The organism is Rhizobium sp. GW821-FHT14E12 (assembly GCF_058803745.1).
The window spans coordinates 1,122,251-1,145,785 of the sequence record NZ_JBXAPH010000002.1 but is presented as its reverse complement, the minus strand read 5'-3'; the positions used below and the strand labels follow the sequence as shown (position 1 = coordinate 1,145,785).

Sequence of the window (23,535 nt, the reverse complement as noted above, 5' to 3'; positions counted from 1 at the left end):
ATCGGCACCCCCGCCGAACTGAGCCTAAACCCCGGAAAATTCCAGCGCCCGCTGGCCCAAATTCGGGGTGCACGTCATGTCATATCGTACCCAGCATGTTGTTTGTCGTAGGATGGATTGTCCTTAGATTGAGCCAGCAACTTTGTCTATTGTACGCAATTATTCAAGAAGGCGCCCGCGCAGAAATTTTTCTAATGCTAGACCGAGAAGTAGAGCAATGGTTGCAAACCATAACACGTAGTTAGTATATACAAGTCGATCACTGTATGTTTCGTAATATGCGGTTCTCATCCACTCGACACAGACAGTTACCGGGAGATAAGAGAGAGCGTTTCCTACACTGTACGGTAGATTTGAAGGAATGAATACAGTTCCGGAAAGGACATAAATTACAATTGTTGATAATTGGTACATTGTCATTATCATGGGCTGAAGCATGGATAGCACGCCAACCAGCGTTCCGCACCCTAATGCCAAGTAAATCGTTGCAAAATAACAAATAACTGCTCGCTCAAGATCAGTTGGAAATGGTTTTTCCCCAAGAGCCCACAAAATGATCATGAGAAGGACGATGGTTATTACTGAAGAAATGAATTCCAGCGCCGCGCGCCCAAACAAAACGTCTAGGATCTTTACTCTTGGAAATGCGAGCATCGCCCTGTTTGTTAAAAGCGAATAACCCATAAATCGCGACATATAAACAAATGAAAGTGTTGGTATCAGGCCGGTTGCATAGAATGTGAGCGAACTCTCGCCATACGGAGGCGACGCTCCGTGAAGCGCTACGGCTCTGATCGCCAATATGATTCCCATGTGTGCAAGTGGCCACAGCGGAACAAGAATGAAGCCCATTCCGTGATTAAAGAATCGGCTTCTCATATCTCGCAGCATAACTGCCCATATGGCGTTGCGCTTCGATTGCAATGCCTCAAGGGTCGGTGACCTTGTTGCTTTTCGTTGTGATAGTATTCTCAAGAAGCACCAATTTAGATTCAAGCTAGAAGAACAGTTTTGCTAGAAAGGCACCATGCCCTGTTGCTTTCTTAATAAAGTATATGGCAAGAAATAAAAGCGAAGTAATTAATTTTAATATAATTGAATCATTGGAATAAAAAGTAAAATAGTGATTAGTTTCAGATATATTCTCTTGCTTCTTGAATAACTTCATCTTCTGTCATTCCGTATCGACCCGAGATTGTCTCTCTAGGATGTGACCATAACTCAACCCTCTGGGAAATACAACGAAACTGACACTCACCCTTAAACTGGGGCATAGGGCTTGCAGCCATTCCTGGATGGGTAATTTCAAAACGAACAACATGCTGTACGTGCCGTTGAAAGTTGGTTTCGTTAGCGCGGAAATCTGACGGATAGCTGATAGAGCAGGTCGTTGAGGTGATCACATCGGTCAAGCCGGGTCGGCGTTGGTGTTGGGAGGACAAGGAGCGGCTGGTTGCGACAACGTTTACCCAGGTTGCAAGGGTGGCGTATCGGAGATAGCGCGACCGGCGTGGAAGAGCGTCTGGGTAGCGCCCTCAAGTGCAGACCCACCACTATCACAACACCCATTCTAGACACCCCAACCTAGTTTCCGGTAATCTCCCGTCCGGCCCCAATCACCCCGGACATACGACCCTTCAATGAAAATCGACATCCAGCCAAGCCAGCCAGACACCGACGATCGTCCTTCGGGCGCCAATCATGGTCGTCTTGGCACACGGTTGCGGCTTGCCAGGCAGACGCTTGGGATGACGTTGAAGGCGTTGGCGATGGCGGCGGATTGTTCGGAAAGTCTGCTGTCCAAGATTGAAAACGGCAAGGCGTCGCCCTCGTTGCCGATGCTGCATCGGCTGGTGGAGGTGCTGGGCACGAATATCGGCTGGATGTTCGAAGAGGCGGATGGCGAGGAGGGGATTGTCTTTCGCGCTGGAACGCGCCCACTGATCGGGCTTGATCCGCTGCGGCGCGGCGAGGGCATCTCGCTTGAGCGGATCATCCCTTATTCGCCGGGCCATTTGCTTCAATGCAACATTCATCATATCGAGCCGGGTGGTGAGAGTGCGGGACCCATCCAGCATGCCGGTGAAGAGGTCGGCTATCTGCTTGCCGGCTCGATAGAGCTGATGGTCGGTGAAAAGACCTTCAAGCTTTCGATCGGCGACTCCTTCGTGTTCCGGTCCGAACTGCCGCATTGGTACAGAAACGTCGGAACGACGCGTGCCAGCATCTTCTGGGTCAATACGCCGGCGACATTCTGATCGTCCGATAGGCTCCAGAGCTTTTGTGTTGCTTTCCGGCGTGCTGCGCCGAGTTAAATTCAAGAGACTTGACAATAATTCAAGTCTCTTGAATTATGCCCCCGCTGATAATGCCAATGAGCCCGAACACGGGCCTTTCCGCAAGGGGAACACATATGCGCCTTTCCAGATTTGCAGTGCGTTGCGCTGCTGCCGCAGCTTTGACATTTGCTTTCGGCTCTGCATCCGCTTCCGCCGAAACCTTCGCGCTGGTGACTATCAACCAGCAGGCTCTCTTCTTCAATCAGATCAATGACGGGGCGAAGGCCGCGGCCAAGGCCGTCGGCGCCGATCTCGTCATTTTCAACGCCAACAACGTGCCGAGTGCGCAAAATGATGCGATCGAGAATTACATCACCCAGAAGGTCGATGGCATCATTCTGGTCGCGATCGACGTCAACGGCGTGAAGCCGGCGGTCACGGCCGCCAAGAAGGCCGGTATTCCGGTCATCGCCATCGATGCGCAGATCCCGGATGGCGATAACATCGCCTTCGTCGGTGTCGACAACACCAAGGCCGGCGGTGATATCGGCAAGTTTTATGCTGAATACGTCAAGAGCAAGATGAGCGGCTCCGCCAAGATCGGCGTCGTCGGCGCGCTCAATTCCTTCATCCAGAACCAGCGTCTCGACGGCTTCAAGAAAGCCGTTGCCGATAGCGGTGAGAAGGTGACCTTTCTCGACACCGTCGATGGCCAGAACGTCCAGGACGTCGCGCTTAGCGCCGCCGAAAACCTGATGACGGCCAATCCCGACATGACGACGCTCTATGCGACCGGCGAGCCGGCGCTGCTTGGCGCGGTTTCAGCCGTCACAAGCCAGGGCCGTACCGGTGATATCAAGGTGTTCGGCTGGGATCTGACCAAGCAGGCGATTGAAGGTATCGAGCAGGGCTGGGTCACCGCGGTCATCCAGCAGGATCCGGCCGGCGAAGGCAAGGCTGCCGTCGAAGCGCTTGACAAGGTCAAAAAGGGTGGGACGATCGACAAGATCATCAATGTTCCGGTGACCATCGTCACCAAGGACAATGTCGACAAGTTCAAGGACATGTTCAAGTAAGCAGCCCGAATGTGCGACCGTGGCCATTGAGCGGCCACGGTTCTCGCGACATCCGCATAGCAGAGCTTTTTCTCAGGTGGAAACGCCATGAACGACGACATCTACCGCGTCAAGATGACCGGTATCTCCAAACGCTACCAGACGATCCAGACGCTCGACAATGTATCGTTGACCCTGAAGCCTGGCGAGGTTCTCGGCCTCGTCGGTGACAATGGCGCCGGCAAGTCGACCTTGAGCAAGGTCCTGTCCGGGGCTGTCATTCCCGATTCCGGATCCATCGAAATCGATGGCAAGACGGTGAGCTTCGCATCTCCCGCCGATTCACGCGCCGCTCGTATCGAGATGGTCTATCAGGACCTCTCGCTCTGCGACAGCGTCGATGTGGCCGGCAATATCTTTCTCGGCCGCGAGCCCCGGCGTCGCCTGCTCGGGCTTCCGTTTCTCGACAACAGGAAGATGCATGACGAGGCGCGCGACATGCTCGACCGGCTCGGCATCGTCATTGCCGATACGCGGCTGAAGGTGGAAAACCTGTCCGGCGGCCAGCGTCAATCGATCGCGATCGGCCGGGCGGCATCGTTCAACCCTTCTGTTCTGATCATGGACGAGCCGACGGCTGCTCTCGCCGTCGCCGAAGTCGAGGCCGTACTCGATCTCATCAAGACGGTCAGCGCCCGCGGCGTCAGCGTCATTCTCATTACCCACCGCCTCCAGGATCTGTTCCTCGTCTGTGACCGTATCCAGGTCATGTACGAAGGGCGCAATGTCGCCGAACGCAGGATTGAAGACACCAGCATCGAGGAAGTTGTCAATCTGATCGTCGGTCGTAAATTCCAGGCACGCTCGGCCGGCCATCGCCAAGACCAGGGAGCTCAGGCATGACGACATCCTCTTCTACGGCACATGCGCCCGTTGCGGCGGCGCCGCACTCGCGCATCCACAAGAGCAGATGGCGCGACAAGGTCATGAGCAATGGCAGCATCATTTCGATCGCGCTGTTCTTCCTCGTCGTCTGTGTTTTCTTCTCCGTCTTTACCAGCGCCTTCCTGACGGCGCCCAATCTGTTGAATGTCGTTCGACAGTCGGCACCGTTGCTGATCGTTGCTGCCGCTATGACATTCGTCATCACCACGGGCGGAATAGACCTTTCCGTCGGATCGGTGCTGGCTTTGGCTGCCACCCTTTCGGCGGCAGCGCTGCAGGCGGGGATACCCTGGCCGCTCGCTGTCGTGTTGATGTTGCTTCTCGGCGCTGCTGTCGGTGCCTTGCAGGGATTCTTCATCGCTTATGAGCGCATTCCGGCCTTCATCGTCACGCTTGCGGGGCTCTCGGTCGTGCGCGGTCTGGCATTGCTGATCACCGCCGGCTATTCCATCCCCGTGGATGCGGAAAGCCCGTTCACGGCAATCGGCAGGGCGTGGTTTCTCGGCGTGCCGGTGCCGGCGTTGATCGCGCTCCTTGTCCTGGTTCTCGCCTATATCGTGTTCAACCAAACGCCTTTCGGCCGTTATGTGACCGGCGTCGGCGCCAATGCCGAGGCGGTGCGCCGGGCCGGCGTCAACACCCGCTTTGTCACCCTCTGCGTCTATATGCTGTCCGGTACGGCGGCCGCCCTTGCGGGCATCATTCTCGCGGCTCGTCTCGGCTCGGGATCCTCCAATTCCGGACAGGGTTTCGAGCTCGACGTCATCGCCGCGGTGGTTCTCGGCGGTACCAGCCTGTTCGGTGGGCGAGGCACGATCCTGGGTACGGTTCTCGGCGCGCTGACCGTTGCCGTCATCGCCAATGGGCTCATCCTCGCGCATATGTCGCCGTTTCTCACGCCAATCGTCACCGGCGCCATTATCCTGATTGCGATCTGGCTGAACTTCCGGATCTTCAAGGGTGCCGTCAGGAGCCGATGAAGCATGGATCATCTGTTTGAAACCTCACCGCCGGAGCGGGCGCCGATCGGCATTGCATCCGGCACCGCCATGACGGTCCTGGGGCCGGTCTCGGTCGATGATCTCGGCATCACGCTCATGCACGAGCATATCCTGCTTGACGGTGCGCGGACCTGGAAATGCCCCTGCCATCCCGATGAAAGGCTGATTGCCGAGCAGAAGGTCAATATCGAGATCGTCGGCGAGTTGCGGATGAATCCCTATATGAACCGAGACAATGTCTCGCTTGATGATAGTGATCTGGCGCTGGCCGAGCTGAGGAAATTCCAGGCGCTCGGAGGCCGTACGGTCATCGAAGCGACCAATATCGGCATCGGCCGCGATCCGGAAAAGCTCGCGCGTATCTCACGCATGTCCGGCATGAAGATCGTCATGGGGACGGGGTTCTATCTGGAACATACCCATCCGGAATGGTTGAAGGGTATGGACCTCGACGCCGTCACGGAGTTCATCGTCAATGATGTCGGCGGCGGTGCCGAACAGCCTGACATCATGGCCGGCATCATCGGTGAAGTCGGCGTCAGCAAGGATTTTACCTCCGAGGAGCTGAAGTCGTTGCGCGCCTCTGCCCGCGCGTCTCGTATCACCGGCTTGCCGCTTACGATCCATCTTCCCGGGTGGGAGAGGTTGGCGCACAAGGTGCTTGATGTCGTGGAGGAAGAAGGAGCCGATCTCAGGCACACCGTCCTTTGCCATATGAACCCGAGCCACAACGACCTCGCCTATCAGAAGAGCCTGGCCGGGCGTGGTGCGTTTCTCGAATACGACATGATCGGCATGGACTATTATTATGCCGATCAGGACGCGCAATCGCCGTCGGACGAGGAAAACGCCCGTGCCATCCGGTCGCTGGTCGACATGGGCTTTGTCGACCGGCTGCTGCTGTCACAGGATGTCTTCCTGAAGATCATGCTGACGCGTTATGGCGGCTTTGGCTACGGCTACATCCTCAAGCATTTCGTGCCACGGCTGCTGCGCCATGGTGTCGAGCAGGCGGCCATCGACCGCATGCTCACCGACAATCCGAAATCCGTTTTTTCCGCCGCTTGACCGGCCAAGAAATCTGCATTGCAAGGAGCATACATGTCCAAGAAGAAGATCCTTCTCGCCGGGGAATCCTGGGTGTCGACGGCAACCCACATCAAGGGTTTCGATCAGTTTCCAACCGTGACCTATCACACCGGCGCCGACGAATTGCTGGCGGCGCTGAAGAACAGCGACTTCGATGTCACCTTCATGCCGGCGCACGAGGCGCAGCGCGATTTCCCGCAGACCATCGAGGCCCTGTCGGCCTATGATGCGGTTGTCCTGTCGGATATCGGCGCCAACACGCTGCTGCTGCATCCCGATACCTGGATACATTCCAAGACAACGCCGAACCGTCTGCGCCTCCTGCGCGATTATGTGCGAGGTGGCGGTGGCCTCTTGATGTTCGGTGGCTATTACAGCTTCCAGGGCATCAATGGCGGCGCGCGGTATCGCAAGACGCCGGTCGAAGATGTCCTGCCGGTGGAATGCCTGTCCGTCGATGACCGGGTCGAGGTGCCGGAAGGGTTTGCACCCGTCGTCACTGGCGACGAGAGCCACCCGATTCTGGCGGGGCTCGGCAAGGACTGGCCGGTTCTGCTCGGTTTCAACGAAGTTGTCGTCAAGGACGACGCGGAAGTGCTGGCGACGGTTTCCTCCGATTATGGCTCCCTGCCGCTGCTGGTCACGGGGCGGTATGGCAAGGGGCGCACCATTGCCTGGACATCGGACGTCGGACCGCACTGGCTGCCGCAAGACTTCATTGCCTGGAGTGGCTATAAGACGCTGTTTGAACAAATGCTCGCCTTCGCCACCGCCAAGGATTGATGCACCATGCCGGTCCATGTCGTCGGCAATGTCTGTATCGATACCACGTTTCGGGTCGATCGCTTTCCGCTGCCGGGTGAGACGCTCAATGCGAGAGATCATTCGGACGGTGTTGGCGGCAAGGGCGTGAACCAGGCCGTTGCCGCCGCGAGGACCGGTGCTGAAATCCGGTTTTTCGCAGCACTCGGAACCGATCCCGCGGCCGCTTTCATCAAGGAGCGGCTGAAAGGGGAGTTCGATCTGGGTGGATTGTCGGAAAAGCCCTTACCGAGCGACAGGTCGACTGTCGTCGTCAACCGGGATGGCGAAAACCTGATCGTCAGCGGCGTTGCCTGCGCCGCTGATTTCGATCCCTTGCGGGAGACCGGTCTTCCGGCGCTGATCACTAGCGGCGACATTCTGGTCATGCAGAGCAATCTCAGGGCAACGGTCACCGACGCATGCCTCCGGGCTGCGAAGGATGCGGGCGCGACCACTATTCTCAATCCGAGCCCCTTATCGGGCGCGACACCTGATCTTACGGCGGTCGATATCGTCATCGTCAATCAAGGCGAGGCGTTCGAGATCACCGGCGAGCCCGATCCAGAGCGGGCCGCACGAGATCTTCTTCGACGCGGCGCAAGGGCGGCGATCGTCACGCTGGGTGCCGAGGGATGTTTGCTGCTGGAAGGCGAGAGCGCCAATTTGATCCCCGCGGTCAGTGTGGCTGCGGTCGACACCAGCGGTGCCGGCGACGTCTTTTGCGGATGTCTCGCCGGATGCCTGATGAAGGGGTGGACGCTCGCGCAATCGGCGCGGCTGGCTGTTGCGGCTGCCGCTTTGGCGGTAGGTCGTCCTGGGACACTGGAAGCCTGCCCGAGCCGGGTAGAGCTATCGAAACTCATGAACACAATGGAGGCGGAAAGCCTATGACATCCTCCCAGAAGCCTGTCGGCCAAGCAGCCGGCGATGCGCTTACCTCATTATTCGGCGGGACGAAGGTCGTGATCGGGGTCGTCCACCTGGCGCCTCTCCCCGGTGCGCCGCGCTATGACGGCGAGGCGGTGGAAGCGATCTATCAACGTGGTCTCGACGACGCCAGGGCGTATCTGCATGGCGGCTGCGACGGCGTTATCGTCGAAAATCACGGCGATATCCCTTTCTCGAAGCCCGACGATATCGGGCCGGAGACCGCAGCCTATATGTCGGTCGTGTCCGATCGCATCCGCCGGGAGCTCGGTCGCCCGATCGGCATCAACGTTCTGGCCAATGCCGCGATTCCTGCCTTGTCCATTGCCAGTGCATCCGGCGCGGGCTTCGTGCGCGTCAACCAATGGGCCAATGCCTATGTCGCCAATGAAGGCTTCATCGAAGGCGAGGCGGCGCGCGCGATGCGCTTTCGCGCTAGACTGCGGGCGAACGGCATCAAGATTTTCGCCGATGCTCATGTGAAGCACGGGGCGCATGCGATCGTCGCCGACCGGCCGGTCGAAGAACAGGTCAAGGATCTGGTCTTCTTCGATGCCGACGCGGTGATCGCCACCGGCCAACGCACCGGCCACGCCGCCGATCTCGGCTATATCCGCATGATCAAGGAAGCGGCGGGCCTGCCGACGCTCGTCGGCAGCGGTGTCACGCCGGAAAATGCCAATGACATTCTCGATATCGTCGACGGCGTCATCGTTGCAAGCTCGCTCAAACATGGTGGCGTCTGGTGGAATGCCGTCGATCTGAAAAGGGTCGAGGCCTTCATCGCCGGATTGCGCCGATGAGAGGTAGGCCTGAGGTCGACGGCGAGCGCCTGCTTCGCCGGTTGAGCGAGTTCGCAGAAATCGGCAAGACAAATGCCGGTGGGGTTAACCGGCAGGCATTGAGCAGCGAAGACCGGGCCGCACGGCGTCTTCTCGCAGATCTTGCGGTAGCGCGCGGTTTTAGAGTCTTTCAGGATGCGATCGCCAATCTCTTCATCCGTCGTGAGGGTCGCAATGCGGCGCGGCCACCGATGCTGATCGGCAGCCATCTCGACAGCCAGCCGACGGGCGGCCGTTACGATGGCGCGCTTGGCACGCTTGCCGCTTTCGAAGTGCTGGAGGCTTTGGAGGATGCGGGCCATGAGACCGAGGCCGCTATCGAAGTCGTCGCCTGGACCAATGAAGAGGGCAGCCGCTTTGCGCCTGGCGTCATGGGATCCATGGCCTTTGTCGGCGCAGCGCATCCGGACGATTTTCAGTCTGCGACCGCAAGCGATGGCGCAAACTTCCGGGAAGAACTGGCAGCGACGCTCGCGGCCCTGCCGGACGCCGAGATGCGCCCGCTCGGTACGCCGATCTCGGCCTATCTCGAGCTGCATATCGAACAGGGGCCGTCGCTTGAACGTGAGAACCTGACCGCCGGTGTCGTGACCGCCGTTCAGGGGACGCGATGGCTGACCGTAGCCTTCTCGGGAAGTGCCGGCCATGCCGGCACCACGTCGCTTGCCTATAGGCGCGATCCGATGGTGGCGGCAATCGCGGCGCTGAACCGGCTGCAGATGTCGGTCATGCCGCAGGACGATGATGCGCGACTGACCGTCGGGCGGTTTTCGGTCCATCCGGGTTCGATCAATGCCATTCCGGATCGGGTGACCTTTACCGTCGATATCCGGCATCCGGATGCGGCGACGCTGACTGCCATCGAAGCAAGGGTTCGTTCGGCATGCGAAGAGGCGGCGCTGTCACAGCGGTGCAGCGTCGAGATCGCGACATCCTTTGATATGCCGCCTGGTTCGTTCTCCAAGGTGATGACGGACCGGATCGAGGCGGCAGCGAAGGCGCTTGAACTGCCTTATAAGCGGATGATTTCCGGCGCCTTCCACGATGCCCTGTTCGTCGCTCGGGTGGCACCCGCCGCGATGATCTTCGTCCCATGCCGCGACGGTATCAGCCATAACGAGGCCGAACATGTCGAGCCGGCCGACGCCATCAATGGTGCCCGGTTGCTTCTGGAGGCGACGATGGAAAGCGCGACCTAGCCGTTCGGCTGATGCCCTGCGCGAGCAATAACCTGCGATCGTGTCGGCGCGCCTGAACGGCCGCCGAACACCTCGCATTTGAGCGCAGCGGCGATCGATGAAAGCCGGATGGCATCCTTTGGCGTCTTGCTCTCGGCGATGGCAAGGGCAAATGCGCCGTGGAAGATATCGCCGGCCGCAAGCGTATCGATGGCCTTGATGGCAAGGGCCGGCCAATGCTCGATCTTGCTGCTCTCGTCGTCGAACCAGTAGCTGCCGGCAGCGCCGGCGGTAACGCTGATGAAGGCATGGTTGAACCTCTGCTTCAGGCGATGGACCATCTCCACGACATCGGTGGTGCCGGCGAGCCGATGTGCGGCCGGCTCCGAAAACACGATATGGCTTGCCGCAGGCGCCAGTCGTTCGATAACGCCGTCGGGCGCGACATCGCCGTCGAGAATGGCGGGCTTACCCGCATCTCTTGCCGTTTGCAGGACCTTTAGCGCAAGTGCCGGCCAGCGGACATCGACCAGGACGGCGTCGACAGCTGCGATATCGTCCGCTGTGACAGTCTTCACCGTCTCATGCAGTCTGGGATCGTAAAAGGGTACGATCAGCCGTTCGCCGTCGTCATCGACCAGGATCGTCGACAGTGCCGAGCGCGCTCCCTCGGCGCGCAGCATACCATCGGTGATGATCCCGTCGGCGCTGAGATCGCGGACAATACGCTCGCCGGTCTCGTCGTCTCCCACCGCGCCCCACAGGCTTGCCTTGCCGCCAAGACGCGCGACCGCATAGGCCGCACTTGACGCCATGCCTTCGGCGATCTGCAACATCTCGTAGGGCAGCACCTTTCCCTGGCCTGACGGCAGTGTGTGGACGCGAAACAGCGTGTCGAGAACGGCGGCGCCGACGCAGAGGACGTGTCTCGGTGCACCCGCCGGCGGATCGAAAATCGTAGAAGACATCAGAGCCGCTTGCCGCTCGCCTTGTCGAACAGATGCACGCTGCCCGCATCGATCGCGATGCCGACCGTATCACCGAAGCGAATGTCGAGCCGTTCGCGGAAGAGGCAGGAGATTTCCTGGCCGCTGCAATCGAGCTTGGCGTAAATCTCCGAACCGGTGCCCTCGACAATTTCGACACGTCCCGAAATGCCGCTGGTTGCGGCGCGAATATGTTCGGGCCGGATACCGTAGACCAGCGGGCGCCCGCCATATTGTGAGATGGGCAGATCTTCCGGCAGAGGCAGGATAAGGCCCTTGTCGCTGCGGAATACGCCTTCTTCGATCTTGCCGTCGATGAAGTTCATTGCCGGCGAGCCGATGAAGCCGGCGACGAAGAGATTGGCTGGGCGGTCATAGAGGTCGAGCGGTGCCCCGATCTGTTCGATCAGGCCGCCGTGAAGGACGACGATCTTGTCGGCCATCGTCATCGCCTCGACCTGATCATGCGTTACATAGATCGTCGTCGTGCCGACGCGCTGATGCATGGATTTGATCTCGGCGCGCATCTGGACGCGAAGCTTGGCATCAAGGTTGGAGAGCGGCTCGTCGAACAGGAAGACCTGCGGATCGCGCACCAGAGCGCGGCCCATGGCGACACGCTGGCGCTGTCCGCCGGAAAGCTGGCGCGGAAAGCGGTCGAGCAGCGCTTCAAGGCCAAGAATACCGGCCGCCTTCTCTACTTTCGCTGAAATCTCCGAAGGGTTGGCTTTCCTCAGTTTCAGCGCAAAGCCGAGATTTTCGGCGACGGTCATATGCGGATAGAGGGCATAATTCTGGAACACCATGGCGATGTCGCGATCTCGCGCCGGCAGATTGCTGACCTCGCGCGCGCCGATACGGATCTCGCCGTCACTGACCTCTTCCAGGCCGGCGATCATGCGCAGCAAGGTGGATTTGCCGCAGCCCGACGGGCCGACGAGGACCACGAATTCGCCATCGGCGATATCGACGCTGATATCATGGATGACCTTGACCTGGCCGAAGCGCTTCTGGATGTTTTGTATGTTCACGGGTGCCATGATTGGATCCTGTTCGAAAGGGAGTTCAGCCGCCCTTGACGGCGCCGGCGGTGAGGCCGGCAACGATCTGCTTCTGGGCAAATATTGTGAGAACCAGCACCGGCAGCGTCACGATCAGCGCGGCGGCGGCAAGCGGCCCCCAGCTCACCTGCTCGAAGGACAGCATGTTGTAGACGGCAACCGGCAGGGTGCGCGTCTCGCGGCTGGCAAGCACGATGCCGAAGACGAAATTGTTCCAGGAGAAGATGACCGAGAGGATGAAGGCAACGACGATCCCCGGCTTGGCGATCGGCAGGGCCACCAGCCGGAAGACCTGCCACGGCGTCGCGCCGTCGATGCTGGCGGCCTCTTCCAGTTCCATCGGCGTCGTCTCGAAATAGCCGATCATGATCCAGACGACGATCGGGACCGTCACGACGAGGTGGATGATGATCTGCGGCCAAAGCGTTCCCAGAAGGTTCAGCCATTGGAAGAGCAGGAACAGCGGGATCAGGAAGGAGAGGCCGGGCGTCATCCGCGCGATCATGATGACGACCGCCGATTTCTCCGCCTTCAGCCGCGCGATACCATAGCCGGCGGGAACGCCGATCAAGAGGGCAAGCAATGTCGCGGCGCCGGTCACCAGAATGGAGTTCCAGAAATAGAGGAGGAAATTGTTCTCCTCGAAAACCTTGACATAGTTCGACCAGGCGAAGCGTTCCGGAATGAAGATTGGCGGATAGGCGCCGTTATCGATCTCGTATTTCAGCGAGAGCGAGATCATCCACAGGAAGAACAGCACCACCGGCGAAATCATCACCAGCGCCACGAAGAAAAGACCGATCTTGTCGAGCGTCTTGCGTTTCATCACCGTGTCTCCGTGTCCGACCAGTTCGCGCGCTGTCTTGCCATCAGGAGGACGAAGGAGAGCGCGACGATGAGGATGAAGAAGACGACCGCCATGGCCGAGCCGTAGCCGATGTCGTAGTAGGAAAAGGCGGTGTTGTAGAGATAGATGTTGATCGTCTCGGAGGCGGTTCCCGGCCCGCCCTGCGTCATCGCATAGATGATGTCGAAGCTCTTGACCGCATCGATGCTGCGAATGATGACGGCGATCATCAGGAAGGGTGCGATCATCGGCATGGTGAGATAGCGGAATTTCTGCCAGACATTGGCGCCATCGATCTCCGCGCTTTCATAAGGTTCGCGCGGGACGGCGGCGAGACCGCCGAGCACGATCAGCATAACGAGCGGCGTCCATTGCCAGGTTTCCACCAGCACCAGGGACGGGATGACGGTTACCTGATTGTAGATCCACTCCTGCGGGCCGATGCCGACGAAGGACAGGAGATAGTTGAGCACGCCGAGCTGGGGATGAAGCATCATCGTCCAGACGAGCGCGATGGCCACGGGCGTTGCCATCATCGGCATGACGAAGATGCCGCGCAGGAAACCGCGCAAGGGAAACTCCGCATCGAAGATCAAGGCGGCGAGGGTCCCTAAGAAAACCGGCGCGATGACGGAAAGGCCCGTATAGAGCACTGTATGCCACAGCGCCTCCCAGAACCGCATGTCGGTCGCCAGGCGGGCGTAGTTGGCAAAGCCCGCAAAGCTCTGGGATTGTCCGAGCGTCCAGCTATTGACGCTCATCCATAGGGTAAAGACCCACGGAAAAACGATGACCGCGGCGATGACCACGAGCGCGGGGATGACGAAGGGCCAATAGTTGGGAACAAGCCCTCTCCTGGGCTTGCTCCTTTTCTTGGCGGCGGTCGCCGCGGTATTCTCGATGCTCACGGACGCCATCACCCCTCGCTTCGTGCCAGTACCGGCTCGAACTGTGCGGTTGCATTCTTCAGTTCACTTGCCGGATCCGCGCCGCCGATCATGTTGGTGAGCGCCACGCCGTAGATGTCGCGGAATTCGGTAACCGGGATGATGACGGGCAGGCCGAGTGCCGAGACCTTGCCGGAACCAACGACGGCATCCAGCCAGGCCCCAGGCATCTTGACGCCTTCGCGGACTTTCTTGTCCTCAAGGACGGACTGGCGGAACGGCACGCCGGCGCCGGCCTGCAGTAGCCGCGCGCCCATGTCGTGCGAGATCACCCATTGGCAGAAGAGATAGGCGGCTTCCTTCTTTTGGCTCGCCGCCGTCACGCCGATACCGTCGCCGAAGGTAGCCGCAGCTTGTCCGGCAGGCCCCTTGGGGATGACACTATAGCCGACCTGGCCGACGACGCGGGATTTCTCCGGGTTTTCGATCGGCGGCGCAAAACCGACGCCGTCGAACCACATGCCGATCTTGCCCTGCAGGAAGGCGGATTGGGACTCGGCCCAGTTGAAGCCCGAGACGCCAGGAGGTGCAGCCTTGGTCATCAGGCGCTGATAGAGCTTGGCAGCCTCTACCGCTTCTGGCGAGGTGGTGCGCAACTTGCCGTCCGCAGACAGCGGCGTTATGCCGTAGCCGAGCATGAAGGCGGTCCAGACCGGGGTGTTGGCATTCTTCAGGCCGCGGGCGACGAAGCCGTAGGTATTGGTCGATTTGTCGGTGAGCGCTTCGGCTGCCTTGGCCATGTCCTCGAAGGTCTCAGGGTAGGCGAGGCCCTTCTTTTCGAAGAGCGTCTTGTTCCAGTAGACGATCCAGTAGTCGACCGAGAAGGGCAGGGAGCGCAGGACACCTTTGGAATCCTTGGCGAATTTCAGGCCCGCCTCGGCGAAATCACCTTCCGTCAGCGATGGGTCGGTCAGGGACGGATCCTTCAGGAAGCCGCTGATGTCGGCGAGCCAGCCGCCCTTTTCGAACTGCCGCTTCTGGACGTGATAGCTCAGATGAACCACGTCGAAGCTCGGCTTTCCGGAGCTGAGTTCGATCGTCGTCTTCTGGCGCTGCTGCTGCTCCGGCGTTGCCTCGGCATTCACCTTGATGCCGGTCAGCGCCTCGAATTCGCTGAGGTACTTGATGATGATTTCGCTACGCGGGCTCTTGACCAGATTGACTTCCAGCGTCGTTCCGGAAAAGCGCTTCCAGTCCACGGCCGCCGATGCGGTGCGGACACCGAGCAGGCTTGCTGCCCCCAAGGCTGCCGTGCCCGCCATGAAATGGCGGCGTGTGGGATTGATGAATGACGATGACATCTTGTTCCTCCTCCTTTGGCCGAAAATCTCCTCATTCGCGGCCTGTTTCATTCAAATTTTCAAAGCGCGGTCTCTTGCCCCGTTGATGTGCGAAACGAGAGACGCGACGGCATCTTCCGCCGATCGTCTCTGGATCGCCTCAAGCACCTTGATGTGTTCGACCATGACCGGTCCGACATGTCCGTTGATCCGGAACCGGTCCTGGCTGATCAGCCGCATCTTGATCGAGTTGACGCGATAGGCATTCGAAATAATGGTGTTGCCGAGCGCATCGATAAAGGCATCATGCATGCCCCAATCGACCGATTGCGCATGGAGTTCGAGTTCCTGCGACGTATCGCCGGCCTGGATGGCATCGGCAATGTCGCGGTGCTGCTTCAAGAGTCCGGCAATGGTTTCGTCCGAAGCCGAACGGGTAAAGAGCGCGACGGCTTCCTTCTCCAGAAAAATGCGAAGCTGAAACGCCTCGCGGATAAGGTCGAGATCGATATGGGCAATCTGCAGGCCACGCTGCGGCACGGTCTTGATCAGGCCTTCGGCTTCCAACCGCGGGATCAGCTCGCGGATGGCGCCGAGCGGCAGCCCGGTCAGCTCCACGAGCCTGCGCTGCGAGACGAATTCGCCAGGCCGGACATCACGGGCGAGCAGATGCTGGGTAAAGCTGGCATAGGCTTTTTCCCGCAATGTCGGCTGCTCGTTGATGCCGTCCATTCGTCCCCTCCCTGTCCGGTTCGCCTAAGCGGCTTTGGATCTGAAAAGCGCATTGAAGGCGCCGGCCAGATGATTCCGTCCTTCGCCGGATATTGAAACCAGCGGCGGGCGAACTGCAAGCCAGATTTCATCTCCGGAGAGTTGCGCAACCATGACCTTGACCGCCGCCGTCACTGGAAATTTCAGTAGTTCCTGGACAAAATCCTCGACGCGCGGATCATCCTTTCCTTCTTCGGCCATCAGCCGGACTTCATGGGGCACGAAATTGGCCATCCCTGAGATCGCACCCTGGCCGCCCAGCCGAACACCCCGAGCCAAATGGCGTTCATCGCCGATCAGGATGATGAGATCGCTATGCGCCTTCAGAAGCGCCTCCGTGTAAGGCCAATCGCCGGAGGAATCCTTGACGCCGGTGACAATGCCGGGAAAGGCGCTGTGCAGCCGGCCGATCAGCGCCACGGAGAGCGGCACCATGGTGACGGAGGGGATATTGTAGACGATGATGTCGCGGGCCTTGTCCGCGAGCCGCGCAAATACCGCTGAAAACCAGCGAAACAGGCCCTCGTCGCTGACGTTCTTGAAGTAGAAGGGCGGTGCCAGCAGGATATTGCGCACGCCCCTGGAAAGCGCCGATCCGGCTTGGGCGGCGGCATCCTCGACGGAATCCGCCATGACGCCGACAATGATGCGGTTTGGCGCTATCCCCAGATCGAGGAAGGCGTCGAGCACTTCTTCACGCTCCTGCGTGCCGATCGAGGATCCTTCGCCGGTGGTGCCGAAGAGCGTCACGCTCGAGCATCCCGAGGCAAGGCTCAGCCTGGCCTGCTTGATCATCGGGCCAATGGCGATATCGCCGTTGTTGTCGAAGGGCGTCGTGAGCGCGACCGATAGGCCAAATTTCTGCGACAAGTTCCATTCCTCCAAATGTGTTGTCAGTACATACAGACTAACATGTTAGTTGTATAGCCTGAATCTTATGCCCATGTCGAAGCGTGAAAAAATGTCGCGGAGAAAGTCTGTCAGGGCAGGGTCTGGCGTGATCCTGCACCTTGATGACAGGCCGGTTGATGTTACGATGCCCCCGAAATCATAGCCGGCGGCATCGTCTCCCAGGCCCTGCAAATGCCGCTTTTCCCACAGCCAGGAATGCCCAAATGTCAAAGCCAACCAACGACCAGATCGAAGCCGTGCTTTCTCATGTCGATCAGACAATGGATCAGAGCCTGCAACGGCTTTTCGATCTCATCCGCATCCCCAGCGTCTCAACCGATCCCGCCTACCGCGATCATTGCCGTCGGGCAGCCGAATGGCTTTCAAGCGATCTGGCCAGCATCGGCTTCGATGCATCGGTGCGCGACACCAGCGGTCATCCCATGGTTGTCGGTCATGAGAAACGGGCCGGCGGGCCGCATGTTCTGTTTTATGGCCATTACGATGTCCAGCCGGTCGATCCACTGCCGCTCTGGAAGACTGACCCTTTTGAACCCGTCCTGCAGCCGCTGGAAAACGGAGACACGGCAATCGTCGCGCGCGGCGCCTCCGACGACAAAGGACAGTTGATGACCTTCGTCGAGGCTTGCCGTGCGTGGAAATCCGTGACCGGAACACTGCCGATCAAGGTCAGCATTCTCTTCGAAGGGGAAGAAGAGGCCGGCAGCCCCAGCCTTGCGCCATTTCTGGACAAAACCGCGTCCGAGCTTGCCGCCGATACGGTGTTGGTCTGCGACACCGACATGTGGGACCACGATACGCCGGCGGTGACGACCATGCTACGCGGCCTCGTCAGCCAGGAAATTGAAATCACCTGCGCCGATCGCGACTTGCACTCCGGCATGTTCGGCAATGCCGCCCGTAACGCGCTGCAGGTTCTGTCGGAGATCGTTGCCAGCCTGCGCACGCCGGACGGCGGTGTGGCGATCGCCGGTTTTTACGACGGCGTCCGGGAATTGCCCGAGGCCGTCAAGGCACAGTGGAAGAGCCTGCCCTTCGATGAGGACGGCTTCCTGTGCGATATCGGCCTTTCGATTCCGGCGGGCGAGAAAGACCGCTCCATCCTCGAACAGGTCTGGGCAAGGCCGAGTTGCGAGATCAATGGCATGAGCGGCGGCTATACCGGCGATGGTTTCAAGACGGTCATTCCGGCAAAGGCGAGCGCCAAGATTTCCTTCCGCCTGGTCGAGGGGCAGGATCCCGTTGCCATCCGGGACGCATTCCAGGCGCATGTGCGGGCGCGCATTCCATCGGACTGCTCGGTCAACTTCAAGCAGTATGGTTTGGCACCAGCCACCACCATGCCGCTCGATAGCCCGTTTCTGCGCAAGACGCTGGAAGCGCTGACCACCGAATGGCAGCGCGAGGCAGCTCTTGCCGGCACCGGCGGCTCCATCCCGATCATCGGCGAGTTCAAACGACGCCTTGGCTGCGATGCTCTTCTGGTCGGCTTTGCCCGTTTCGACAATCGCATCCACAGCCCGAACGAGAAATACGACCTTTCGAGCTTTCATAAAGGCATACGTTCCTGGGTGCGTATCCTCGCGTCTTTTTGTGAGATCGAACAAGCGGCGTCTTGAACCGATGGCGTGGCTTGCGCCTTCCTGAAAATCGACGGGGCCGACCGACGGATTTCCGTCGGTCGGCCGTTAAAGCCGAAATGCGTCCATGCGCTTTTGAAGGAAAAGACCGGCCTGTCGGAGATATCGCAAGCACATAGCCTGAGGTCACCGGGTCTGATCGATGGGCTCGAAGCCCTTGTCATCGACAAGGAACAGGCGTGCTATGGGGACGTCACGCGAAACCCGGATGGTGGCGATTGGCAATGAATGGGGATCGCTCACCCAAAGATGGTGATCCGGACGAGGATTTGCTTGGTCGCGTCGCGGCCGGCGATGTCAAGGCAACCCGCGCTCTGATATCGCGGCAGTTGCCGCGCATTCTGGCTGTCGCGACCCGCATGCTTGGTGACGCGAGCGAGGCCGAGGATGTGGCGCAGGAGACATTCCTGCGCGTCTGGCGTAACGCCGGCGGCTGGCGGCAGCGCAATGCGCGCTTCAGCACCTGGATCCACCGCGTTGCGATCAATCTTTGCTACGACCGCCTGCGTCGCCGCAAGCATGTGCTCGCCGAGGATCCGCCCGATGTTCCCTATGAGGGGCCTGCGCCGGATGCCGGCCTGCTGAGCGAGGACGATCCGGGCAGGCGCGTGGAGCGGGCCATGCAGATGATCGCGCCGCGCCAGCGGGAGGCGATCATTCTGGTTTACTATCAGGCAATGTCGAACGCGGAGGCGGCCGGGATTATGGAAATCAGTGTGGACGCATTGGAAAGCCTGCTCGCGCGCGGAAGGCGCTCGCTGCAAACGCTTTTGTTGAAGGAGCGGATCGATGACTGAACATATGGTCATGAGTGCCGACCGATTTGCGGCCCTGGCTGCGGCATATGGCGGCGTGATCGATCGGTGGCCCGAAGAGGAGCGGGCCTCGGCCGAGACGTTCGCAAAGACACCTGCGGGGGTATCCGCACTCGCGGCCGCCGGTGGCCTCGACCAGCTGCTCGACGCCTATGCCCTGAAGGCAAGGAATGACGGTCTCGGGGATCGGATTCTCACGCGATTTGCTCGCCGGTCCCGGATGCGCAAATGGTTTCGCTTTTCCTCCGCCGGTATCGGCCTTGTCGGCGTGGGCGTTGCCGGCGCACTGGCGGGAAGCATTGCCATCGCCGTTCTGACGCCAAACGTAACATCCGACACGACCGTCGCCACGGACCGGACCGCCACGGTTTTCGGCGATATCGGAACCGACGAGAACGCGACACAGGACACCCAATGACAGACCGCGGCTTTCGGATATTCGTCCTATCTCTATTGGTGCTGAACACCTTTCTGATCGGCGCTTTGGCGGGTGGTGGACTGACCTGGATCAGCAGCACGCAGACCCACGTCGAGACGCTGCCGCTTGCCGGCGAGCAGCTTCCCTCCGGGCAGAAAAAAGCCTTCCGTCAGGCGCTCAGCGATGCGCGCAAGGCGGAGCGACCAAGTGTACTGGAATCTCAGCAGGCGAAAATAGATGCAGCCTCTCTTCTGGGGCAACCGACCCTGGATACCGAGGCGCTGTCCGCGGCACTGGCGAGAGCCCGCAACGCCGATATGGCCCTGCGCGCGAAGCTCGAGCAGCGCGCCGTCGATTTTGCCGCCACGCTATCCTACGACGAGCGGCGCGCGCTCGCGGAAAGCTTGATCCGCCGCAGCGTCCCGAAACCCGCTGCCGCAAAATGATCACATTTGCCGGCCGACGGATCCGCCGGTTGCCTGCGTTTAACGGGTAGTTGACGCAGGAGTTGGCAAGGACATGACGCAATCGTCAAATGACGTTTATGCCGCAATCGCCCTTTCGCGCTTTGGGCTCGGCGCCGACAACAATGGCGTCGCCGCCATAGGGTCGGACCCGCGCGGCGCATTGCGGGAAGAGATCACCGAACGTTTCGTGCCGGTGCCTGTGGGCGTGGAGCTGAAACCCACGGCCGATCTTCTCGTGGCTCTCTATGATTTTCAGGAGCAGCGCAAACAAGCAAGGGAACAGCCAGTCGCAGTCGCCGTGCCGCCGATGACGGCTAACCAGAGTCCGCAACCGGCGATGTCGGGTGGCGACATGAAGGCCGGGCAGCCGTCGGCGATGCCAAAAGCGATGGCAAGCCCACCACCGCCAGCCGCGCCCTATCTTCCGCAACAGGTTTTCCTGGCCGAGGCTGAGGCACGCTTCAACGGCACCATCCATCAGCCGCTGATCGGCTTTGGCGAGCGCCTGGCGATGTTCTGGGCAAACCATTTCGCGGTTTCGACGTCGAGCGGGGAGGAGGTCCATATCCTTGCAGGCGCATTCGAGCGGGAAGCCATCCGGCCGCATGTCTTCGGGCGCTTTTCCGACATGCTGCTGGCCGTTGAGACTCATCCCGCCATGCTGACCTTCCTCGACAACCGGCAATCGATCGGGCCGGATTCCAGGGCGAATGCGAAGGGAAAGCGTGGGCTGAACGAAAATCTCGCCCGCGAGACGCTTGAGCTCCACACGCTCGGCGTGGATGGCGGTTATACGCAGGCCGATGTCACGACGCTTGCAAGGATCATCACCGGCTGGACGGTCGTGCGAGGGCAGTCGCCTTTGGGTCCTTCGGGCACCTTCGCCTTCAATGCCAGTGCCCATGAGCCAGGCGACCAGACACTCCTGGGGCTTACCTATGCCGACCATGGCTTCGGGCAGGGCAGGGAGGCGTTGCATGACCTCTCACGCCATCCGGCGACGGCCAGACATATCGCCACGAAGCTCGTTCGCCACTTTGTTGCGGACGTGCCGCCGCCGGCGCTCGTTCAAAAGCTTGCGGCGACCTTCACCAAGACCGATGGCGATCTCTCGGCCGTCTATCTGGCCCTGCTTGGGTCCGACGAAGCCTGGGATCCGAAACTGGTCAAGATCCGGTCGCCGCTCGAATACGTCATCGCGCTTTTGCGCGCCAGCGGCGAGAAGCCGAAACCCAATGTCATCGTCGGCGCTTTGGCCGCCATGGGCCAGCCGTTCTGGGCGCCGTCCGGACCGAATGGATTTCCCGACACGGTCGACGCCTGGGCGTCCGGCCAGGGGCTCAGCACGCGGATGGATGTCGCCAATCTGATCGCCAACGCCGTGCCCCCGCAGATCGATCCCCGTCACTTTGTCTCCGACAGCCTCGGACCGCTCCTTTCCGACGAAACCTTGCAGGCCGTGTCGCGCGCGGAAACCCGTAGCCAGGGGCTCGCGATTGCCTATCTCTCCCCCGAATTTCAGAGGCGCTGATCATGACCTGTGAACTCGTCACCCCCACCCGCCGTGCCGTCCTCGGAGCTTCGGGCGCCTTGTTCGCTTGGGCGTTTATCCCGCGCTTTGCCCATGCAGCCGGCGGCCGCGATCCGCGATTCATCACCATCATCCTGCGCGGCGCTTTGGACGGTTTGACTGCAGTCCCGCCGGTCGGCGATCCTGACTACGAAGCCTTGCGTCAGTCGATCGCGATGACGACCGACGGTCCCAATGCGGCCCTTCCGCTGGACGGCTTTTTTGCCCTGCATCCCTCCATGCCCAATTTCAACCGGCTCTATCGGGCGGGACAGGCAGCCGTCGTTCACGCCAACGCCACGTCCTATCGTGATCGTTCGCATTTCGACGGCCAGGATGTGCTCGAATCCGGCTATGAAACGCCGGGCCGGGTGGATTCCGGCTGGCTGAACCGCATGCTCGAAGGTCTTCCGAAAGGCGACAAGGTCGCGCCCGACAGCACCAATCTCCGTGGGCTTGCCGTTGGCGCGAACGCACCGCTGGTCATTCGCGGCAAGGCGCCTGTTCTCGGATGGTCGCCGTCGAGCCTGCAGCCCGTCAGTGCCGACCTTCCACCCCGCCTGATGGATCTCTACACCCACACCGATCCTCTTTTCGCCAACATACTGGCCGAGGGCATCGCCACGGGCAAGATTGCGGCGGGTGTCGATGTCAAAGCTCGGGGCGGCCCGGGCGATCCCGCGGGGATGGAGCAGATGGCAAGAGGTGCGGCACGCCTGCTGGCACAGGACGACGGACCACGCGTCGCCGCACTCGCCTTCGAAGGCTGGGATACGCATGCGGGGGAGATCGGCCGCCTGACACGGCTTCTGACTGGGCTCGACAATTCGCTGGCGGCTTTCGAGCAGGAGCTTGGGCCAAGCTGGAAGGATACGGCAATTGTCGTTGCAACGGAATTCGGACGCACCGCGCGGATCAACGGCACTGATGGTACCGATCACGGGACCGGCACGACAGCCTTCCTCGCCGGCGGCGCGATCAAGGGGGGGCGCGTCATCGCCGATTGGCCGGGCCTCAAGCAACCGCAACTACGCGACGGCCGCGATCTTGCCGCGACGACGGATCTGCGGGCCGTGATAAAGGGCATTGCCGTCGACCTGCTCGGCGCTTCCCCCGCCATATTGGCCCGCGATGTCTTTCCGGGATCGGGTTTCGTGGCCCCGATGAAGGGGCTGATTGCGTGATTACTTGGTAAGGCGTCGCGCCATCATGATGTCGTCGATTTCCCGGCCGTTGTGGCGGACCCCGCCGGGAATTCGGCCAAATTCGGAGAAACCTTCCCGGCGGTAGAAACCTATCGCCTTCGGATTTTCCGCGCTGACGACCAGTTCGATCTGCACGATGCCCTCGCTCAGCGCGTAGGCAATCACCGTGTCCAGGAGATCCTTCGCAAGACCCATGCCTCGCAGATCCTTGCGCACATAGACCATGATCAGCGTGGCGCGATGCGCCATCTTGCTGGATCGCTGACGCAGCAAGCCCATCACTCCAACGGGCTCATCGTCTCGAAACGCCACGAAAACGGGATCAGTCAGTCGCTGGCGCCATTCCTCGTCGGACAGAACCTCCCAGTCCTCCACGCTGCTCGCAAAGGAAGAGGGCTCGGCGCGAAGCGCCTCCAGGCGAATGCGCCGAAAGATATCGAACTCGTCGGCGCTGATGTGCCTGATCGTTATCCCGTTTGCACTCAATACGGCCTCC

At 60.2% G+C, this 23,535-nt stretch carries 24 protein-coding genes; 15 read left to right on the top strand and 9 right to left on the bottom strand.

What is annotated here, in order from left to right; genetic code table 11:
• Positions 1–159: 159 nt before the first annotated feature.
• Positions 160–852, bottom strand: coding sequence for an ABC transporter permease (locus AC1RO0_RS13385; RefSeq protein ID WP_498593353.1), 693 nt, complete (start codon positions 850–852; stop codon positions 160–162).
• Positions 853–1,640: 788 nt separating this feature from the next.
• On the opposite strand from AC1RO0_RS13385, the gene AC1RO0_RS13380 reads away from it, so the two are divergent.
• The 9 genes from AC1RO0_RS13380 (at position 1,641) to AC1RO0_RS13340 (ending at position 10,141) form a co-directional block, all read left to right on the top strand.
• Positions 1,641–2,258, top strand: coding sequence for a cupin domain-containing protein (locus AC1RO0_RS13380; RefSeq protein ID WP_498593352.1), 618 nt, complete (start codon positions 1,641–1,643; stop codon positions 2,256–2,258).
• Positions 2,259–2,413: 155 nt separating this feature from the next.
• Positions 2,414–3,355: an ABC transporter substrate-binding protein gene (locus tag AC1RO0_RS13375; RefSeq protein WP_498593351.1), complete on the top strand. Its 942-nt coding sequence runs from the start codon at positions 2,414–2,416 to the stop codon at positions 3,353–3,355.
• A gap of 87 nt (positions 3,356–3,442) precedes the next feature.
• Positions 3,443–4,237 carry an ATP-binding cassette domain-containing protein gene (locus AC1RO0_RS13370; protein WP_498593350.1) on the top strand — a complete coding sequence of 265 codons (795 nt, stop codon included), beginning with the start codon at positions 3,443–3,445 and terminating at the stop codon, positions 4,235–4,237.
• The gene (locus tag AC1RO0_RS13365) at positions 4,234–5,259 is read left to right on the top strand and encodes an ABC transporter permease (RefSeq protein WP_498593349.1); all 1,026 of its coding nucleotides are present in this window, start codon (positions 4,234–4,236) and stop codon (positions 5,257–5,259) included. Before AC1RO0_RS13370 ends, AC1RO0_RS13365 begins: the two co-directional genes overlap by 4 nt.
• Positions 5,260–5,262: 3 nt before the next feature.
• Positions 5,263–6,348 carry a phosphotriesterase family protein gene (locus AC1RO0_RS13360; RefSeq protein WP_498593348.1) on the top strand — a complete coding sequence of 362 codons (1,086 nt, stop codon included), beginning with the start codon at positions 5,263–5,265 and terminating at the stop codon, positions 6,346–6,348.
• A gap of 33 nt (positions 6,349–6,381) precedes the next feature.
• Positions 6,382–7,152, top strand: coding sequence for a glutamine amidotransferase (locus AC1RO0_RS13355; RefSeq protein ID WP_498593347.1), 771 nt, complete (start codon positions 6,382–6,384; stop codon positions 7,150–7,152).
• Positions 7,153–7,158: 6 nt separating this feature from the next.
• Positions 7,159–8,064, top strand: a complete 906-nt coding sequence (locus AC1RO0_RS13350; RefSeq protein ID WP_498593346.1) for a ribokinase — start codon at positions 7,159–7,161, stop codon at positions 8,062–8,064.
• Positions 8,061–8,903, top strand: a complete 843-nt coding sequence (locus tag AC1RO0_RS13345; RefSeq protein WP_498593345.1) for a BtpA/SgcQ family protein — start codon at positions 8,061–8,063, stop codon at positions 8,901–8,903. The genes AC1RO0_RS13350 and AC1RO0_RS13345 overlap by 4 nt, the downstream gene beginning before the upstream one ends.
• The gene (locus AC1RO0_RS13340; RefSeq protein ID WP_498593344.1) at positions 8,900–10,141 is read left to right on the top strand and encodes a Zn-dependent hydrolase; all 1,242 of its coding nucleotides are present in this window, start codon (positions 8,900–8,902) and stop codon (positions 10,139–10,141) included. Before AC1RO0_RS13345 ends, AC1RO0_RS13340 begins: the two co-directional genes overlap by 4 nt.
• Here AC1RO0_RS13340 and AC1RO0_RS13335 read toward each other — a convergent pair.
• Genes AC1RO0_RS13335 through AC1RO0_RS13305 form a run of 7 tightly spaced genes read right to left on the bottom strand, consistent with a single transcriptional unit; the run spans position 10,138 to position 16,882 of the window.
• On the bottom strand, positions 10,138–11,088 hold the full coding sequence (locus AC1RO0_RS13335; protein ID WP_498593343.1) for a sugar kinase: 951 nt from the start codon (positions 11,086–11,088) through the stop codon (positions 10,138–10,140). The two genes, AC1RO0_RS13340 and AC1RO0_RS13335, sit on opposite strands and share 4 nt — an antisense overlap.
• On the bottom strand, positions 11,088–12,146 hold the full coding sequence (locus AC1RO0_RS13330; RefSeq protein ID WP_498593342.1) for an ABC transporter ATP-binding protein: 1,059 nt from the start codon (positions 12,144–12,146) through the stop codon (positions 11,088–11,090). Before AC1RO0_RS13330 ends, AC1RO0_RS13335 begins: the two co-directional genes overlap by 1 nt.
• Positions 12,147–12,171: 25 nt before the next feature.
• A complete protein-coding gene (locus AC1RO0_RS13325; protein WP_498593341.1) occupies positions 12,172–12,993 on the bottom strand; it encodes a carbohydrate ABC transporter permease in 822 nt (273 codons plus the stop codon).
• Entirely contained in the window at positions 12,993–13,931 is a 939-nt protein-coding gene (locus tag AC1RO0_RS13320; protein ID WP_498593340.1) for a carbohydrate ABC transporter permease, read from the bottom strand. The genes AC1RO0_RS13325 and AC1RO0_RS13320 overlap by 1 nt, the downstream gene beginning before the upstream one ends.
• A complete protein-coding gene (locus AC1RO0_RS13315; protein WP_498593339.1) occupies positions 13,931–15,262 on the bottom strand; it encodes an ABC transporter substrate-binding protein in 1,332 nt (443 codons plus the stop codon). The genes AC1RO0_RS13320 and AC1RO0_RS13315 overlap by 1 nt, the downstream gene beginning before the upstream one ends.
• Positions 15,263–15,313: 51 nt before the next feature.
• Positions 15,314–15,973 carry a GntR family transcriptional regulator gene (locus tag AC1RO0_RS13310; RefSeq protein ID WP_498593338.1) on the bottom strand — a complete coding sequence of 220 codons (660 nt, stop codon included), beginning with the start codon at positions 15,971–15,973 and terminating at the stop codon, positions 15,314–15,316.
• Positions 15,974–15,997: 24 nt separating this feature from the next.
• On the bottom strand, positions 15,998–16,882 hold the full coding sequence (locus tag AC1RO0_RS13305; RefSeq protein ID WP_498593337.1) for a dihydrodipicolinate synthase family protein: 885 nt from the start codon (positions 16,880–16,882) through the stop codon (positions 15,998–16,000).
• Between the two features lie 245 nt (positions 16,883–17,127).
• Between AC1RO0_RS13305 and AC1RO0_RS13300 the strand changes: the two genes are divergently transcribed.
• The 6 genes from AC1RO0_RS13300 (at position 17,128) to AC1RO0_RS13275 (ending at position 23,018) form a co-directional block, all read left to right on the top strand.
• Positions 17,128–18,543 (top strand): dipeptidase, encoded by a 1,416-nt coding sequence (locus AC1RO0_RS13300; protein ID WP_498593336.1) that lies wholly within the window; start codon positions 17,128–17,130, stop codon positions 18,541–18,543.
• A 245-nt stretch (positions 18,544–18,788) separates the two neighbouring features.
• Complete coding sequence (locus AC1RO0_RS13295) at positions 18,789–19,361, top strand: RNA polymerase sigma factor (protein WP_498593335.1); 573 nt, start codon at positions 18,789–18,791, stop codon at positions 19,359–19,361.
• Entirely contained in the window at positions 19,354–19,797 is a 444-nt protein-coding gene (locus AC1RO0_RS13290; protein WP_498593334.1) for a hypothetical protein, read from the top strand. The genes AC1RO0_RS13295 and AC1RO0_RS13290 overlap by 8 nt, the downstream gene beginning before the upstream one ends.
• Entirely contained in the window at positions 19,794–20,243 is a 450-nt protein-coding gene (locus AC1RO0_RS13285; protein ID WP_153363598.1) for a periplasmic heavy metal sensor, read from the top strand. Before AC1RO0_RS13290 ends, AC1RO0_RS13285 begins: the two co-directional genes overlap by 4 nt.
• Positions 20,244–20,316: 73 nt before the next feature.
• Positions 20,317–21,795, top strand: coding sequence for a DUF1800 domain-containing protein (locus AC1RO0_RS13280; RefSeq protein WP_498593333.1), 1,479 nt, complete (start codon positions 20,317–20,319; stop codon positions 21,793–21,795).
• Positions 21,796–21,797: 2 nt separating this feature from the next.
• Positions 21,798–23,018 (top strand): DUF1501 domain-containing protein, encoded by a 1,221-nt coding sequence (locus AC1RO0_RS13275; RefSeq protein WP_498593332.1) that lies wholly within the window; start codon positions 21,798–21,800, stop codon positions 23,016–23,018.
• Here AC1RO0_RS13275 and AC1RO0_RS13270 read toward each other — a convergent pair whose 3' ends face one another.
• Positions 23,019–23,525: a GNAT family N-acetyltransferase gene (locus tag AC1RO0_RS13270; RefSeq protein ID WP_498593331.1), complete on the bottom strand. Its 507-nt coding sequence runs from the start codon at positions 23,523–23,525 to the stop codon at positions 23,019–23,021.
• Between the last annotated feature and the right edge of the window lie 10 nt (positions 23,526–23,535).

Coding starts and splice junctions, on each gene's coding strand:
- AC1RO0_RS13385 (WP_498593353.1), bottom strand. CDS start 852: ATGGGCTTCATTCTTGTTCCGCTGTGGCCACTTGCACACATGGGAATC.
- AC1RO0_RS13380 (WP_498593352.1), top strand. CDS start 1,641: ATGAAAATCGACATCCAGCCAAGCCAGCCAGACACCGACGATCGTCCT.
- AC1RO0_RS13375 (WP_498593351.1), top strand. CDS start 2,414: ATGCGCCTTTCCAGATTTGCAGTGCGTTGCGCTGCTGCCGCAGCTTTG.
- AC1RO0_RS13370 (WP_498593350.1), top strand. CDS start 3,443: ATGAACGACGACATCTACCGCGTCAAGATGACCGGTATCTCCAAACGC.
- AC1RO0_RS13365 (WP_498593349.1), top strand. CDS start 4,234: ATGACGACATCCTCTTCTACGGCACATGCGCCCGTTGCGGCGGCGCCG.
- AC1RO0_RS13360 (WP_498593348.1), top strand. CDS start 5,263: ATGGATCATCTGTTTGAAACCTCACCGCCGGAGCGGGCGCCGATCGGC.
- AC1RO0_RS13355 (WP_498593347.1), top strand. CDS start 6,382: ATGTCCAAGAAGAAGATCCTTCTCGCCGGGGAATCCTGGGTGTCGACG.
- AC1RO0_RS13350 (WP_498593346.1), top strand. CDS start 7,159: ATGCCGGTCCATGTCGTCGGCAATGTCTGTATCGATACCACGTTTCGG.
- AC1RO0_RS13345 (WP_498593345.1), top strand. CDS start 8,061: ATGACATCCTCCCAGAAGCCTGTCGGCCAAGCAGCCGGCGATGCGCTT.
- AC1RO0_RS13340 (WP_498593344.1), top strand. CDS start 8,900: ATGAGAGGTAGGCCTGAGGTCGACGGCGAGCGCCTGCTTCGCCGGTTG.
- AC1RO0_RS13335 (WP_498593343.1), bottom strand. CDS start 11,088: ATGTCTTCTACGATTTTCGATCCGCCGGCGGGTGCACCGAGACACGTC.
- AC1RO0_RS13330 (WP_498593342.1), bottom strand. CDS start 12,146: ATGGCACCCGTGAACATACAAAACATCCAGAAGCGCTTCGGCCAGGTC.
- AC1RO0_RS13325 (WP_498593341.1), bottom strand. CDS start 12,993: ATGAAACGCAAGACGCTCGACAAGATCGGTCTTTTCTTCGTGGCGCTG.
- AC1RO0_RS13320 (WP_498593340.1), bottom strand. CDS start 13,931: ATGGCGTCCGTGAGCATCGAGAATACCGCGGCGACCGCCGCCAAGAAA.
- AC1RO0_RS13315 (WP_498593339.1), bottom strand. CDS start 15,262: ATGTCATCGTCATTCATCAATCCCACACGCCGCCATTTCATGGCGGGC.
- AC1RO0_RS13310 (WP_498593338.1), bottom strand. CDS start 15,973: ATGGACGGCATCAACGAGCAGCCGACATTGCGGGAAAAAGCCTATGCC.
- AC1RO0_RS13300 (WP_498593336.1), top strand. CDS start 17,128: ATGTCAAAGCCAACCAACGACCAGATCGAAGCCGTGCTTTCTCATGTC.
- AC1RO0_RS13295 (WP_498593335.1), top strand. CDS start 18,789: ATGAATGGGGATCGCTCACCCAAAGATGGTGATCCGGACGAGGATTTG.
- AC1RO0_RS13290 (WP_498593334.1), top strand. CDS start 19,354: ATGACTGAACATATGGTCATGAGTGCCGACCGATTTGCGGCCCTGGCT.
- AC1RO0_RS13285 (WP_153363598.1), top strand. CDS start 19,794: ATGACAGACCGCGGCTTTCGGATATTCGTCCTATCTCTATTGGTGCTG.
- AC1RO0_RS13280 (WP_498593333.1), top strand. CDS start 20,317: ATGACGCAATCGTCAAATGACGTTTATGCCGCAATCGCCCTTTCGCGC.
- AC1RO0_RS13275 (WP_498593332.1), top strand. CDS start 21,798: ATGACCTGTGAACTCGTCACCCCCACCCGCCGTGCCGTCCTCGGAGCT.